Origin of the sequence: Leucobacter sp. cx-42 (assembly GCF_014529985.1) — a bacterium.
GTDB lineage: Bacteria > Actinomycetota > Actinomycetes > Actinomycetales > Microbacteriaceae > Leucobacter.
Map to the genome: position 1 here is coordinate 32550 of NZ_JACVMU010000007.1, position 15179 is coordinate 47728.

The following is a 15179-nucleotide window of genomic DNA, read 5'->3' on the forward strand; positions in this document are numbered from 1 at the left end:
GCACCCCGATTCGCTCCTCTGCAGCGCATGCCGAGATCAGCGTCAAGGGTGCCCGCGTCCACAATCTCCGCAATGTCGACCTGTCGATTCCACGCGACTCCATGGTGGTGTTTACCGGCCTTTCGGGCAGCGGTAAGTCCAGCCTTGCGTTTGACACGATCTTCGCAGAGGGTCAGCGCCGCTATGTTGAGAGCCTGAGCGCGTACGCACGCCAGTTCCTTGGCCAGGTTGACCGCCCAGACGTTGACTTCATTGAGGGCCTGAGCCCTGCGGTCTCGATCGACCAGAAGTCAACGAACCGCAACCCGCGTTCGACCGTCGGCACAATCACCGAGATCTATGACTACATGCGTCTACTTTGGGCGCGCGTTGGCATCCCGCACTGTGCGCAGTGCGGCGAAGCAATCCAAGCCCAGACGGTGCAGCAGATCGCTGACCGCCTCATGGGGCTCGAAGAGCGCACCCGCTACCAGGTGCTCGCGCCCGTCGTGAGCAAGAAGAAAGGCGAGTTTGTCGACCTCTTCCAGGAGCTCGCAGCTGGCGGTTACTCACGCGCGATCGTTGATGGCGAGATGATTCAGCTGTCCGATCCGCCCAAACTCAAGAAGCAGGTCAAGCACGACATCTCTGTCGTCATTGACCGCCTCGTGGCGACGCCAGACGTTCTCGGCCGTCTGACCGACTCGCTCGAGACCGCATTGCGTCTGGCTGGTGGCATTGTCGCGATTGAATACGTTGATCGCGACAAGGGGAGTGACGACCGTGTACAGCTCTTCTCCGAGAAGCTCAGCTGCCCGAACCAACACCCCGTACAGCTCACCGAGATCGAGCCCCGCACGTTCTCGTTCAACGCGCCCTTCGGTGCCTGCTCCGCTTGTTCGGGCCTCGGCACGAGCATGTCGGTAGACGAAGACCTCGTGCTTGGTGACCCCGCGCTCTCAATTGCAGAGGGCGTCATCGTTCCCTGGACGAGTCAGGGCAAGAGCCTGTATCAGTACTACGAAAAGCTGCTCGTCGGCCTCGCAGACGACCTTGATTTCTCGCTCAAGACCCCGTGGGGCGAGCTTGATGAAGAGGTGCGTGAGGCAGTGCTGCACGGCAACAACTTCAAGGTCAACGTTCGATGGAAGAACCGCTTTGGCCGCGAGGTGAAGTACTCGAGCGGCTTTGAGGGCGTCATTCCCTTCATCGAGCGCCAGTACTCCGAGGCTGAGTCCGATGCGAAGCGCGACCGTTGGCAGGAGTTCCTGCGCGAGGTGCCGTGCCAGTCGTGTGCTGGTCAGCGCCTGAAGCCCGAGGTGCTCGCAATCACCGTGAACGAGCAGTCGATCTCGCAGGTCACTGAGCTGAGCCTGTCGAACGCCAAGCAGTTCTTCGACGAGGTCACCCTGACCGAGCGCGAGGCAAAGATTGCGGCACAGGTGCTCCGTGAGATCCGTCTCCGCTTTGACTTCCTCATCGAGGTTGGCCTTGGCTACCTTACGCTCGCCCGCGCGGCAGGCACCCTGTCCGGTGGTGAGGCGCAGCGAATCCGCCTGGCAACGCAGATCGGCTCCGGCCTGACCGGCGTGCTCTACGTGCTCGATGAGCCGTCGATCGGCCTGCATCAGCGTGACAACCGCCGCCTCATCGAGACGCTCGTGAAGCTGCGCGATCTCGGCAACACCCTCATCGTCGTTGAGCACGACGAAGAGACGATCGAGGCAGCTGACTGGATTGTTGATATCGGACCGGGTGCTGGCGTTGAAGGTGGCACGGTTGTTCACTCCGGCAGCTACGCAGAACTGCTGAGCAACCGCGAGTCTGTGACCGGCGACTATCTCGCAGGCCGTCGCAGCATCGAGACTCCCAAGCATCGCCGCAAGCGTGACAAGAAGCGCGAACTCAAGGTCGTTGGTGCCCGCTCAAACAACCTCCAGAACGTCGACGCGACGTTCCCGCTCGGCGTAATGACCGCGGTTACCGGCGTCTCGGGCTCGGGTAAGTCGACGCTCGTGAACGACATCCTGTACCGCGTGCTTGCGAACCAGCTCAACGGTGCACGACTCGTGCCAGGCAAACACACTCGCATCACCGGCCTCGAACACCTCGACAAGGTCGTACACGTCGACCAGGCACCCATCGGCCGTACACCGCGATCGAACCCCGCGACGTACACGGGTGTCTTCGACAAAATTCGAAACCTGTTCGCCGAGACGCCAGAGGCAAAGACCCGCGGTTACCTGCCAGGTCGCTTCAGCTTCAACGTAAAGGGCGGTCGCTGTGAGGCGTGTTCGGGTGACGGCACCCTCAAGATCGAGATGAACTTCCTGCCCGACGTATACGTCGCGTGTGAGGTCTGTGGCGGTAGCCGCTACAACCGTGAGACGCTGCAGGTTCGGTACAAGGGCAAGAACATCTCCGAAGTTCTCGAGATGCCGATCGCTGAGGCTGAGTCGTTCTTCGAGCCGATCTCGTCGATCCACCGCTATATGAAGACTCTCGTCGATGTTGGGCTTGGCTACGTGCGCCTCGGTCAGAGCGCGACAACGCTCTCCGGCGGTGAGGCGCAGCGTGTGAAGCTCGCAACCGAGCTCCAGAAGCGTTCGAACGGCCGCAGCATCTACGTGCTCGACGAGCCGACGACCGGCCTCCACTTTGAAGACGTGCGCAAGCTACTGCTCGTGCTCAACGGTCTTGTTGACAAAGGCAACACGGTCATCACCATCGAGCACAACCTCGATGTCATTCGCAGCGCCGACTGGGTCATCGATCTCGGCCCAGAGGGCGGCTCCGGTGGTGGCACGATTCTCGCGACGGGTACCCCTGAGCAACTCGCTGAGCACCCCGAGAGCCACACCGGCCGATTCCTCGCAGAGGTACTGCACGGCCGTGAAGCGAAGGCGGCCGCAAAGGCCAGCAAGTGACACCTGAAGACAACCGATCTTCCTTCCGCCCCGCGCAGGGGGAGATCCCCACCAGCCCCGGCGTGTATCGGTTCAGCGACCGATACGGCCGGGTGCTGTACATCGGCAAAGCAAAAAACCTGCGCCAACGGCTCGCAAACTATTTCCAGCCGATGCACGCACTCATGCCGCGTACGCAACGCATGCTCATGCTTGCCGCCAAGCTCGACTGGACCGTTGTCGCAACCGACACCGAATCGCTCGTTCTTGAGCACACCTGGATCACGGAATTCAAACCTCCGTTCAACGTCCAGTTCAAAGACGACAAAACCTATCCGTACCTTGCCCTCACCCTGCGCGAGGAGTCGCCACGACTCATCATCACTCGCAACGAGCACATCCGTGGCGCGAAGTACTTTGGCCCGTACCCGAAAGTGTGGGCGCTCAAGGAGACGGTTTCGCTGCTGCAGCAGGCATTCCCGATCCGCACCTGTAACGACGCCGATTACAAACGCGCCATGAGCTCCGGCCGGCCGTGCCTTGCGGGGCAGATCGGCCGCTGTGGCGGACCGTGCTCCGGCACGATCAGCATCGCTGACCATCGGGCGCGGATCGAAGAGCTCAGCGCCTTTCTCGCTGGCGCTGACGATTCCCACCTCAAGGTTCTCGAGCGTGAGATGAAAGCCGCTGCTGTCGAACAGCGGTATGAGGATGCCGCTAAGCTCCGCGATCAGATGCAGGCCGTCGCTCACGTGCTTGAGAAGAATGCGATCGTGCTCGGCATGGACGTGAACCTCGACGTGTTTGGTCTACGCTCTGACGAGCTATCTGCCGCGGCGCACCAGTTCATCATTCGTGGCGGCCGCATCCGCGGTGAACGCAGCTGGATCGTCGACGTCGAGCTTGATGATTCGCCGTCGCGGCTCGTTGAACAGGTACTGCAATCGGCGTACCCGCAAGACCGCGAGCCGCCCGCGGAGATCCTCGTATCGGTCATGCCAGATGGGGTCGACGAGCTGCAAAAGGCGCTTGGCAAGCAGCGGCCTCGCGGCGGCAAGGTGAAGATCCGTATCCCGGAACGCGGCGACAAGGCCCAGCTGATGGATCGTGCGATCTTGAACGCGGGGGAGAACCTCGTGCGCCACAAGCTCAAACGCGCGAGCGACATTACCTCCCGCACCGATGCGCTCGCCGAGATCCAGGACGCACTCGGCATGGACGTCGCGCCGCTGCGCATTGAGTGCATTGACGTTTCGCACTTGCAAGGCACGAACGTCGTGGCTTCGCTCGTCGTGTTCGAAGATGGCCTGCCTGCGAAGAGCGAGTATCGAAAATACTCCATAGAGGCGACAACGGACGATACTGACTCGATCTATCAGGTGGTTTCGCGTCGTGCCGCTCAGCTGAACCAGCATGAGGCAGCTGGCGATCTCCCGAACGGCGTGTACCGCGATCGTCCGCAGTTGCTGATTGTGGACGGTGGTGAACCACAGGTCGCCGCTGCAGCCCGAGCACTCTCCGAACATGGGATCACCGACGTGATGCTGTGTGGCATTGCGAAACGACTCGAGGAAATCTGGCTTCCGGAGGATCCATTCCCCGTGATTCTGCCGCGCACAAGTGACGCACTGTTCCTAGTCCAGCGCATTCGCGATGAGGCCCATCGTTTCGCGATCACCTTCCAGCGGCAAAAACGCAGTTCGGCGATCTCTACGCAGCTCTCTGAGATTCCAGGCCTCGGGCCGAAACGCGTCAAGGAGCTCCTCAAGCGCTTTGGATCGGCCAAACGATTGCGTGCAGCGACGGTCGCTGAGATCTCTGCGATGCCCGGCTTTGGCGATCGTCTGGGGGAGCAAGTACACCGCCATCTCGCGGCGGCGACAGAAGTCTCCACAGCCGGTAAGCTGGGGGTTCCTGAAACGGATCAGACCAAAGGTGAGGCTTCATGAGCGAAGAGAAATCGATTCAAGAGATTTTGATCGTCACCGGAATGTCAGGCGCCGGGCGAAGCACCGTTGCGAACACGCTCGAAGACCTTGGCTGGTACGTGGTTGATAACCTTCCGCTTTCCATGGTGAAAACTCTCGCTGACATGGCAGATAAGTCTGGGGGAGCACTGCCCCAGATCGCTGCCGTCATTGACGCACGTGGTCGAAACCTGTACAGCGACATTCAGTCAACAGTTGCTTCACTTCGGGAAAACGCGTCAGTCCATGTGGTTTTCCTTGACGCAAACAATGACGTACTTGTGCGTCGTTACGAGCAGGTACGTCGCCCACACCCGCTCCAGCTTGAGGCTGGCGGGCTCCTCGAGGGCATTCGACTTGAACGAGAGCGAGCAAGCGAGCTTCGCGCGTCGAGTGATGTGGTGATCGATACGTCAAACTACAACGTTCACGGTCTCACCACCCACGTTCGTGACCTCTTTTCGTCGGAAGACACCCCCGGGCTGCAGCTCAGCGTAATGAGCTTTGGATTTAAGTATGGCGCGCCAACTGACGTGGATCTCATGGCAGACATGCGTTTCCTACCAAACCCATTCTGGGAAACTGATCTGCGTTCGCTCACGGGACTCGACGGACCTGTGAAAGACTATGTGCTTGCGCAAGAAGGCGCAGCAGAGTTTCTCGAGCACTACGTAGCTTCTCTCGCGCCAGTTCTTGCTGGGTTCCAGCGTGAGAATAAACGTCATGCGGCGCTTGCAATCGGCTGCACTGGTGGCAAACACCGGTCAGTCGCAATGGCCCGCGAGCTTGCAGATCAGTTTGCTGCCCTCCCTGGCGTGAGCGTGTCGCTCCGTCATCGCGACCTCGGTCGCGAGTAGCGCACACCTTTTGATTTTCTGTTGAACTTTCGTTGAGAGGACTCTTCTCCGTGCCGACTACCGCTGAAGTCAAGGGCGAGCTCGTCCGCATTCCCGTCCAGCCGACTGGGGTGCGGATGGCAGAGGTTGCCACGACGCTTCGCCTTTCTGGAGGACTGCACACCATCAACGGTCGCATTGTCCTCGAGGCCGAACTGCACACCCCGCAGATCGTTCAGCGTGTCCGTAAGGACCTCGCCGAGCTGTACGGCGTTCGCGCTGACGCCAAGCAGCTGCCCCCCACCACGGTTCGCCCCGGCGCACCGCAGTTCCTCGTGCGTGTACTTGACGGCGAAACCCTCGCACGTCAGCTTGGCCTGCTTGATCAGCGCCGCCGCCCGATTCGCGGTTTGCCGAACCGCGTCGCGACCGGCGACGCAGCAGAGCTCGCCGCAGCACTCCGTGGCGCATTCCTTGCGCGTGGTTCGATCACCCCTCCCGGCCGCACCGCCGGCCTTGAGATCGCTTGCCCCAGCAGCGAGGTTGCTATGGCCCTCGTTGGTGCAGCTGGCCGCATCGGCATTGATGCCAAGAACCGTGAGGTTCGAGGCACCAGCAAGCTTCTCGTGCGCGATGGCGAGGCCATCAGCGCAATGCTCGGCGCAATGGGTGCCATCGGCGCTCGCACCGAGTGGGACAACCTGCGCAAGGCGCGCGAGACCCGTGCGACCGCAAACCGCCTCGTGAACTTCGATGACGCAAACCTTCGTCGATCCGCCCAGGCCTCGGTCACCGCATGTGCTCGTGTGGAGCGCGCGCTTGAAATTCTCGGCGACGATGTCCCTGAGCACCTCAAGTACGCGGGCATGCTGCGCCTGCAGCACCGTGAAGCAAGCCTCGATGAGCTCGGCACCAAGGCTGAGCCCGCACTGACCAAGGACGCAATCGCTGGCCGCATCCGCCGCCTGCTCGCAATGGCAGACAAGGAAGCGCTCGCAAAGGGCATCCCTGGCACCGAAGCGAGCCTCCCCGAATTCGCAGAGGGCAACTAGCCGACAGCGCGATACTCTCGGAATACCCCGGGAGTATCGCTAACTGCGAACGATTTTGCCTGACTTCCGCGCGCCACAGCGAGTAGAGTGGGCATACACCAACACCGATCTGAAACGGAGCAAGGCAATGGTTTACACCCTTCCTGAGATGCCCTACGACTACGCAGCACTGGAGCCGCACATCAGCGGCAAGATCATGGAGCTGCACCACAGTAAGCACCACCAGGCATACGTCACCGGCGCAAACGCAGCTGTTGAGGCACTCGCAGAAGCTCGCGAATCGGGCAACCTTGCAAACGTGAACAAGCTCGAGAAGGACCTTGCGTTCAACCTTGGCGGTCACGTGAACCACACCATCTTCTGGAACAACATGTCGCCCGAGGGTGGCGACCGTCCCGAGGGTGAGCTCGCAGCTGCAATCGACGAGTTCTTCGGCAGCTTCGAGAAGTTCCAGGCACAGTTCACCGCGACCGCACTCGGCGTGCAGGGTTCGGGATGGGCTGCGCTTGCATGGGATTCGCTCGGCCAGCGTCCGAACATCGTTCAGCTCTTCGACCAGCAGGGCAACCTCCCCGCTGGCACCACGCCGTTGCTCATGCTCGACGTGTGGGAGCACGCGTACTACCTCGACTACCTCAACGTTCGCGCTGACTACGTCAAGGCTTTCTGGAACATTGCAAACTGGCAGGACGTCGCACAGCGCTTCGAGACCGCTCGTTCGCAGACCCCTGGCCTGATCTAATTTCCGTTAAGCGGGTGGGTGACTCCTTCGTCACCCACCCGCTTCGGCATGTTCTCCCGAAATACCACTAGGAGTATTCACCGCTATGCGCACGCTTGAAGACCTCGGCTCGCTCGCTTCGCGAACGGTTATTGTTCGCTGCGACCTCAACGTCCCTCTTTCGGAGGGCGTGATTACCGATGATGGGCGGATCCGCGCATCTCTCACCACCATCCGCGAGCTGCGCGCTGCGGGTGCACGCGTGGTGCTCCTTTCTCACCTCGGCCGCCCCAAGGGTGCGCCCGAGGATCGCTTCTCCCTTCGCCCCGTCGCCGCTCGCATGGCAGAGCTCCTTGAGGCTCCCGTGCAGTTCGTAGGGGAGACCGTTGGCGCAGAGGCAACCGCAGCTGCTGCGGCACTCACCGACGGCGATGTGTTGCTGCTCGAAAACCTCCGCTTCAATGCGGGTGAGACCAGCAAGGACGACGCAGAGCGCCGCGCATTCGCAGAGCAGCTCGCCGCACTCGGCGAACTCTTCGTTTCGGACGGCTTCGGTGTAGTGCACCGCAAGCAGGCGAGCGTCTACGATCTGCCCCAGATTCTTCCGAGTGCAGCTGGTCGCCTCGTTGCGGCTGAGACGGTTGTGCTCGAACGCCTCACTGAGCATGCCGAGCACCCCTACACCGTCATCCTCGGCGGCTCGAAAGTCTCCGACAAGCTCGGCGTCATCTCCCACCTCATCGAGCGCGTTGACGCGCTGCTCATCGGTGGCGGCATGCTCTTCACCTTCCTCGCAGCGCAGGGCTACAAGGTCGCTTCGAGCCTCCTCGAAGAGGACCAGCTCGAGACCGTGCGTGGCTACCTCGCAGACGCAGAACGCCGTGGCGTTCGCATCGTTCTGCCGACCGACATCGTCGTAGCTGATCGCTTTGCTGCTGACGCGGCTCACGAAGTCGTTGCTGCTGATGCAATCGAGTCGAGCGCGTTTGGCGTCGCAGGCATCGGCCTCGACATCGGACCTGACAGCGCGGCAGCCTTCGCCGAGGTCATTGGCACTTCGAAGACCGTGTTCTGGAACGGCCCCATGGGCGTGTTCGAGATGGACGCATTCGCAAATGGCACTCGCACCGTTGCTCGCGCGCTCACCGAGACCGACGGTTTCACCGTTGTTGGTGGCGGCGATTCGGCTGCGGCAGTTCGCGCACTCGGCTTCGCAGATGACCAGTTCGGTCACATCTCGACCGGCGGCGGCGCAAGCCTCGAGTTCCTCGAGGGCAAGCAGCTTCCCGGTCTCGAGGTGATCGCATGAGCGCACAGTTCACTCGCACTCCGCTGATCGCGGGCAACTGGAAGATGAACTTCGACCATCTGCAGGCGATTGCATTTGTGCAGAAGCTCGCTTGGGGCCTGAAAGACGCGAAGCACGACTTCGCTGACGCAGAGGTCGCAGTCTTCCCCCCGTTCACCGACCTGCGCTCGGTGCAGACCCTGCTTTCTGCCGACAAGCTCGCACTGAGCCTCGGCGCGCAGGACGTCTCACCGCAGGCCGCCGGTGCCTTCACTGGCGATATTTCAGCGGCGATGCTCACAAAGCTCGACGTTCAGTACGTCATCATCGGCCACTCGGAGCGTCGCCACGGCCATGGCGAGTCCGACGAGGTCGTGGCGGCGAAGACCGCTGCAACCGCGCAGGCTGGCATGGTTCCTGTAATCTGCGTTGGCGAAACCGCTGAAGACCTCGAGACGCATGGTGCAGCTGCGGTACCCGTTGCACAGCTGCGTGCCGCACTCGCTGGCGTACCTGCCGGCGCACCCTTCGTGGTTGCTTACGAGCCCGTATGGGCGATTGGTAGCGGCCAGGCAGCAACTCCCGAGCAGGCTCAGGCTGTTGCTCACTCACTTCGTGCAACGATCACCGAGGTTGCGGGCGAGGAAGCTGCCAGCGCAACTCGCGTTCTGTATGGCGGATCGGTCACCAGCGAGAACATCGCAGCGTTTATGCGCCAGGCGGATGTTGACGGCGCGCTGGTAGGTGGCGCTAGCCTGAAGGTCGATGAGTTCCAGCGGATCATCCGATTCCGCCAACACGTCGGCGCGTAATCATTTCAGGGCCGTTCGGCGGCTATACTGGTTTCTGGTCCGTCGGCGCCGCGCACCTCGCGTGACGCCAAGTGAAAGGTTTCCTCAGTGCTCGTAGTTAAGATCATCCTCTTGGCGCTGCTTGTTCTTACGAGCTTGCTCCTGACGCTGTTCATCCTGCTGCACAAGGGTCGCGGTGGCGGCCTCTCCGACATGTTCGGTGGCGGTATGGGTTCGGCGCTCGGGTCGTCGGGCGTCGCAGAGCGAAACCTTAACCGTATTACGGTTGTCGTCTCGATCGTTTGGGTTCTCTCGATCGTCGGCGTCAACGTTATTGATCGCTTCACGCTGATCTAAGTTTTATCTTGTAGAAAGCAGGTCACTCGTGGCAGGCAGCAGTAATGCTATCCGCGGTGCCCGCGTCGGTTCTGGTCCCATGGGGGAGCAGGATCACGGCGTGCGTGCCGAACGTGTACAGGTCTCATACTGGGACGCACTGGGCAACGAAACGATCCGCTACTTCTCGGCTGATGTCGCCGACGAAGAAATTCCGGATCAGATTGATTCGCCGACCTCGGGTCTCCCCGCTGGTCGCAACAAGAACGAGCCACCGCAGCTCGTCAAGAACGAGCCTTACAAGACGCACCTCGCGTATGTGAAGGAGCGCCGCACTGAAGAGGAAGCTGTTGAGCTCCTCGAAGAGGCGCTGCAGAAGCTTCGCGCGCGTCGCGGTCGCCGCTAAGAACAGCGACACCCAATAGGAAAGGCCCCAAGTATTTTGCTTGGGGCCTTTCCTATTGGTCTATACGGACAGCATTCGCTCGCTAGCCCCCCGAAGCGGTGATTGCGGCGATGAGCTCATCGATCGCAAGAACCGTTGAGTCACCACTCACCCGGAGCACCGAGCGACCTCGCTCTCGCAGCACGGCTGCGTCTCCGTTCGCCTGAGCACGCATCAGTGATGCGAAACTCGATTCGCCACCAGGGATGTCCAGGTCCGACGACGGGGTATCGATGATTTGGAGGAAGACGCCGAGCGGGCGGCCACCCTTGTGGAATTGCCCGACCGAGTGAAGGTAGCGCGGACCCCAGCCAAGACTCACTGGAATATCCCACGCGTCAGCGAGCGCAGCACGCAAGCGTTCCAGCGGAGCGGCGCACGGACCCTCAGGCGCGCCGTACACCTGAATTGCGATATATCCGTTGACCGGCACGGCACGACGAAGTTCGGTGAGCAAGCTCTCCGGATCGATCGACGTGCCGGCCCCACAGCTCACGCCTGACACCTCGGTGCCTGCGAATGCCGGCGTCCAAGATTCGGTAGATTCCTCTGCTGCGGTGAGGTTCTTGCGAGCCGCGACCTTCGCTGACTCTACGTCAGGCTGGTTGAACGGGTCTACGCCAATGAGATGACCAAGCGCTGCGGTTGCAACCTCCCATAGGAGGAACTGTGCGCCAAGTGCACCAGCGACCGCGATGGTCTGATCACTGGCGAGCTGTACAGCTGAGTTCACAAACGTTTCGTCAAGAAGCTCAACCACTCGTGCCGGCTCGGCCGTGGTCGGAAGGGCTCCGCGGGGGAGCGACAAAGGAAGCACACCCTTGCCGTTCTTTCCCGTCGACTCCGCGACAAGCTGTTCAATCCACAGGCCAAGGCCCCAAGGCTGGGTCGCCGACTCAACGAGTTCGAGTACGTAGCGCTCGGGGAGATCCGCGAAGATCGCCGCCGCCAATTGGAGCGCGGGATTCTCGACAGAGTCGAGCATAACTTCTGGGCGTACCGACTCAGCTTCTCGCAGGAGCCCGTCAATGTCAGACCCTGCAAGCCCGGCAGGAACGATACCGAAGGCAGTCAGCGCCGAGAACCGGCCACCCACATTGGGGTCAGCGTGGAAGACGCGTTGACCCGCAGCGGTAGCGCTGGCCTCGAGCTGCGAACCAGGGTCGGTGACGACCACCACATGCTCTGCAGGGTTCACACCAGCTGCTGCAAACGCTTCGGTAAACACCGCGCGATGACTCAGCGTTTCAACCGTCGAACCAGACTTTGAGCTCACCACCGCAACCGTGCGTGCAATATCGCCAGAGAGAGCGGTGCGAACGGTGTCAGGATGTGTCGAATCAAGCACGGTGAGGGAGATGCCGTCGCGACGCGTGATGACATACGGCGCGAGACTTGATCCACCCATGCCGCAGAGCACGAGTTGCGTGATGCCTCGCTCGAGAAGCTCTGCGCGATACTCCTTGACCTGCTCAAGCACCTGACGTGCCTCCTGAGCGAAATCTACCCAGCCGAGACGGATCGCTGCCTCATCGGCAGCACGCTTTCCCCAGAGCGAGTCGTCTTTCGCGAACAGTCGAGTAGCGAACTGCGCGTCAACCAGCTGCGTGAGCACGGTTGCCGAACGTTCGGCTGCGTGCGCCGTCAGTCGTACGGATGCCGCGCTCAACGGCTCACCTGGATTGCTTCGGTCACGGTCTCCACGAGTTCAGCCCATGATGCGTCGAACTTGGCAAGCCCTTCGTTCTCAAGCTTGGTCATCACCTCGTCGTAGTGAATGCCGAGACCGTCAAGCGTGTTCCAATGCTGGTTGGCTTCGAGGTACTCGGAGACGACGCGGTCCGTTGCTGGCAGCGCATGATCAGCTACTGCCTCGAGCGTCGCGAGCGGCATGGTGTTCACCGTGCCACTCGTCACCAGCTCATCGACATACGCAGTGTCAGCCAGCAACTCAGCGTTTTTCACGCCCGTCGATGCCCACAATAGGCGCTGAGGGGTCGCGCCGCGATCGTGCAGGTAGCCCAGGCGAGCGGTGCCATTCATGTTCACGAGGATCTCGTGCATGAGACGTGCGTTCGCAATGCCTGACTTGCCTCGCAGTGCGAGTGCTTCCGACGTGCCGATTGTGGTGAGCTGCAAATCTACCTCGGTATCGACACGAGACACGAACACTGAGGCGACCGAGTGCACCTGTGAAACATCGATGCCCGCTGCGCGCGCCAACTCAACACCCGCGTAGTACGCGTGAATGACCTGGCGATAGCGGGTGATGCTGAAGATCAGGGTGACGTTGACACTGATTCCCTCGCTGACCACCGCCGTGATCGCTTCGAGGCCCGCTTCAGTCGCAGGAATCTTAATCATCGCGTTTGGACGATCGATTCGCTGCCACAGGTCGCGAGCCTGAGCGATGGTTCCTGCAGTGTCGTGCGCGAGACCGGGGTCAACCTCAATCGAGACGCGGCCATCACGACCGGCTGTTGCCGCGTACACATCAGCGAACAAGTCGCACGCTGCGGTGACATCGGCTACCGTGAGGTCGCGGATCGTCTCGGTTACGGACAGGCCACGGGCGACGCACTCAGCGACTGCGTCGCGGTACGCCTCGCCGTCCGCAAGTGCGGCGGCAAAGATCGTGGGGTTCGTGGTTACGCCTACGACGTCATGTTCGCGCACGAGCCTCGAGAGCTGACCGCTCTCGAGGCTGCGGCGCGAAAGATCGTCAAGCCAGATACTCACGCCCGCACTGCTGAGCTCAGCGGTGTGCGAGTGGGACATGGATCCTCCTATGCCTGCGCCTGCAGGCTTTCCTGTGCTGCCGCAACGACAGCCTCAGTTGTGATTCCGTACTCACGGAACAGCGTCTCAAAGTCGGCCGAAGCACCGAAGGTCTCGATCGAAACCGAGCGACCGGTGTCGCCAACAAACTTTTCCCAGCCGAGCGAGAGGCCAGCTTCAACGCTCACGCGCGCCTTTACAGCCGCGGGGAGCACGCTTGCGCGGTACTCAGCGGGCTGTTCTGCGAACCACTCGAAGCAGGGGATCGAAACGACGCGCGCGCCGATACCCTGTGCTGCGAGCTCTTCGCGTGCTGCCACTGCGAGCTGCACCTCCGAGCCGGTTGCCATCAGAATAACGTCAAGCGAATCGGTCGGGGTATCTGCGAGGACATATGCGCCACGACGCACGTCATCGGTGCGAGTGCCCGCAAGCACGGGGACGTTCTGGCGAGTCAGTGCGAGGCCGGTCGGGCCAGCGTGACGGGTGAGGATCTCATGCCACGCAATTGCAGTCTCGTTTGCGTCTGCGGGGCGAACCATTGCGAGGTTCGGGATCGCACGAAGCGAAGCGATGTGCTCGATCGGCTGGTGCGTGGGGCCGTCCTCGCCAAGGGCGATGGAGTCGTGCGTCCAGACGAACACGCTCGGAACGTTCATGAGCGCGGCGAGACGCACTGCGGGACGCATGTAGTCAGCGAACTGCAGGAAGGTGCCGCCGTAGCTGCGAGTCTTGCCGTGCAACTGAATGCCGTTCAGAATCGCGCCCATTGCATGCTCGCGAATACCGAAGTGCAGCACTCGGCCGTAGGGGTTGCCCTGCCAGGTCGACGTCGAGTGGTTTGCGGGAACGAACGATGCCGAGTTCGGGATCGTCGTGTTGTTCGAACCTGCGAGGTCTGCCGATCCACCCCACAGCTCGGGCATGATCGGGCCGAGAGCTGCAAGCACCTTACCGCTTGCCGAGCGAGTCGCGATGCTTGCGCCGGTCTCGAACTGGGGGAGCGCGGCTTCTACACCCTCGGGCAGCGCCTGCGCCTCAAGGCGATCCAGGAGCTGCTTGCGCTCAGGGTTGGCTGCAGCCCAAGCATCGAACGATGCCTGCCACGTTGCGCGCTTCTCAGCACCGCGGTCGACCGCGGCACGGGTGTGCGCGATGACCTCGGGAGCGACGTCGAAGTGCTTCTCAGGATCGAAGCCGAGCACGGTCTTCAGGCCAGCGAGCTCTTCAGCACCAAGCTTTGCGCCGTGAATTCCACCGCTGTTCTGCTTGCCGGGCGAAGGCCAACCGATGATGGTCTTGAGGATGATGAGGGTCGGTTTCGTCGACTCAGCCTGTGCCTCTTCGATTGCGGCGTAGAGCTCGGCGACGTCCTCGACGTATGCACCGGTCTTCTTCCAGTCAACCTCGAGCACCTGCCAGCCGTATGACTCGTAGCGCTTCGCAACGTCTTCAGAGAACGAAATATCGGTGTCATCTTCGATCGAAATCTGGTTCGAATCGTAGATCGCAATGAGGTTACCGAGCTCCTGGTGGCCCGCGAGCGAAGCTGCCTCAGCAGTCACGCCCTCCTGCAAGTCACCGTCGCCTGCGACGACGTAAATGAAGTGATCGAAGGGGCTCGTGCCGGGCGCAGCCTCAGGGTCGAACAGGCCACGCTCGTAGCGTGCCGAGTATGCGAAGCCAACAGCCGACGCGAGGCCCTGACCCAGCGGACCAGTTGTGATCTCGACGCCCCTGGTGTGGCCGTACTCAGGGTGACCGGGGGTCTTCGAACCCCAGGTGCGAAGCGCCTCGATGTCTTCAAGCTCAAGACCGTAGCCGCCCATGTAGAGCTGGACATACTGAGTCAGTGAAGAGTGACCGATCGAGAGAATGAAACGGTCTCGGCCGAGCCAGTCAGCGTCAGTCGGATCGTGGCGCATCACCTTCTGGTGCAGCAGATACGAAACGGGGGCAAGGCTGATCGCCGTTCCGGGATGGCCATTGCCAACCTTCTCAACTGCGTCAGCAGCGAGCACACGAGCGGTGTCCACCGCCCGATTATCAAGCTCGTCCCAGTGCAATCCGTTCGTCAACA

The 15179-nt window shown here is 61.4% G+C and carries 12 protein-coding genes; 9 read left to right on the forward strand and 3 right to left on the reverse strand.

Translation table 11 applies throughout. The features are described from left to right. The first annotated feature begins 8 nt into the window (after positions 1-8). From uvrA to ICM05_RS07750, 9 genes are all read left to right on the forward strand, one after another. Positions 9-2906 carry an excinuclease ABC subunit UvrA gene (uvrA, locus tag ICM05_RS07710; protein ID WP_188024232.1) on the forward strand — a complete coding sequence of 966 codons (2898 nt, stop codon included), beginning with the start codon at positions 9-11 and terminating at the stop codon, positions 2904-2906. Continuing rightward, positions 2903-4834 carry an excinuclease ABC subunit UvrC gene (gene uvrC, locus ICM05_RS07715; RefSeq protein WP_188024010.1) on the forward strand — a complete coding sequence of 644 codons (1932 nt, stop codon included), beginning with the start codon at positions 2903-2905 and terminating at the stop codon, positions 4832-4834. Before uvrA ends, uvrC begins: the two co-directional genes overlap by 4 nt. Next, on the forward strand, positions 4831-5709 hold the full coding sequence (rapZ, locus tag ICM05_RS07720; RefSeq protein ID WP_188024011.1) for an RNase adapter RapZ: 879 nt from the start codon (positions 4831-4833) through the stop codon (positions 5707-5709). The genes uvrC and rapZ overlap by 4 nt, the downstream gene beginning before the upstream one ends. 50 nt (positions 5710-5759) lie before the next feature. Then, positions 5760-6740, forward strand: coding sequence for a DNA-binding protein WhiA (gene whiA / locus ICM05_RS07725; protein ID WP_188024012.1), 981 nt, complete (start codon positions 5760-5762; stop codon positions 6738-6740). 127 nt (positions 6741-6867) lie between these two features. Continuing rightward, positions 6868-7482: a superoxide dismutase gene (locus ICM05_RS07730; RefSeq protein ID WP_188024013.1), complete on the forward strand. Its 615-nt coding sequence runs from the start codon at positions 6868-6870 to the stop codon at positions 7480-7482. 85 nt (positions 7483-7567) lie between these two features. Further along, the gene (gene pgk, locus ICM05_RS07735) at positions 7568-8770 is read left to right on the forward strand and encodes a phosphoglycerate kinase (RefSeq protein WP_188024014.1); all 1203 of its coding nucleotides are present in this window, start codon (positions 7568-7570) and stop codon (positions 8768-8770) included. Then, positions 8767-9561: a triose-phosphate isomerase gene (gene tpiA, locus ICM05_RS07740; RefSeq protein ID WP_188024015.1), complete on the forward strand. Its 795-nt coding sequence runs from the start codon at positions 8767-8769 to the stop codon at positions 9559-9561. Before pgk ends, tpiA begins: the two co-directional genes overlap by 4 nt. 87 nt (positions 9562-9648) lie before the next feature. After that, complete coding sequence (secG, locus tag ICM05_RS07745) at positions 9649-9897, forward strand: preprotein translocase subunit SecG (protein WP_188024016.1); 249 nt, start codon at positions 9649-9651, stop codon at positions 9895-9897. A 28-nt stretch (positions 9898-9925) separates the two neighbouring features. Further along, positions 9926-10282, forward strand: coding sequence for an RNA polymerase-binding protein RbpA (locus tag ICM05_RS07750; protein WP_188024017.1), 357 nt, complete (start codon positions 9926-9928; stop codon positions 10280-10282). 82 nt (positions 10283-10364) lie between these two features. On the opposite strand, the gene ICM05_RS07755 is transcribed toward ICM05_RS07750, so the two are convergent. Genes ICM05_RS07755 through tkt form a run of 3 tightly spaced genes read right to left on the reverse strand, consistent with a single transcriptional unit; the run spans position 10365 to position 15177 of the window. Beyond that, positions 10365-11990: a glucose-6-phosphate isomerase gene (locus ICM05_RS07755; protein ID WP_251364580.1), complete on the reverse strand. Its 1626-nt coding sequence runs from the start codon at positions 11988-11990 to the stop codon at positions 10365-10367. After that, entirely contained in the window at positions 11987-13099 is a 1113-nt protein-coding gene (gene tal / locus ICM05_RS07760; protein WP_188024018.1) for a transaldolase, read from the reverse strand. The genes ICM05_RS07755 and tal overlap by 4 nt, the downstream gene beginning before the upstream one ends. Before the next feature lie 8 nt (positions 13100-13107). Then, entirely contained in the window at positions 13108-15177 is a 2070-nt protein-coding gene (gene tkt / locus ICM05_RS07765; protein WP_188024019.1) for a transketolase, read from the reverse strand. Between the last annotated feature and the right edge of the window lie 2 nt (positions 15178-15179).

What these genes read in the sequence shown, in the direction of transcription:
- tal (WP_188024018.1), bottom strand. Translation starts at nt 13,099, where the DNA reads ATGTCCCACTCGCACACCGCTGAGCTCAGCAGTGCGGGCGTGAGTATC.
- tpiA (WP_188024015.1), top strand. Translation starts at nt 8,767, where the DNA reads ATGAGCGCACAGTTCACTCGCACTCCGCTGATCGCGGGCAACTGGAAG.
- pgk (WP_188024014.1), top strand. Translation starts at nt 7,568, where the DNA reads ATGCGCACGCTTGAAGACCTCGGCTCGCTCGCTTCGCGAACGGTTATT.
- rapZ (WP_188024011.1), top strand. Translation starts at nt 4,831, where the DNA reads ATGAGCGAAGAGAAATCGATTCAAGAGATTTTGATCGTCACCGGAATG.
- ICM05_RS07730 (WP_188024013.1), top strand. Translation starts at nt 6,868, where the DNA reads ATGGTTTACACCCTTCCTGAGATGCCCTACGACTACGCAGCACTGGAG.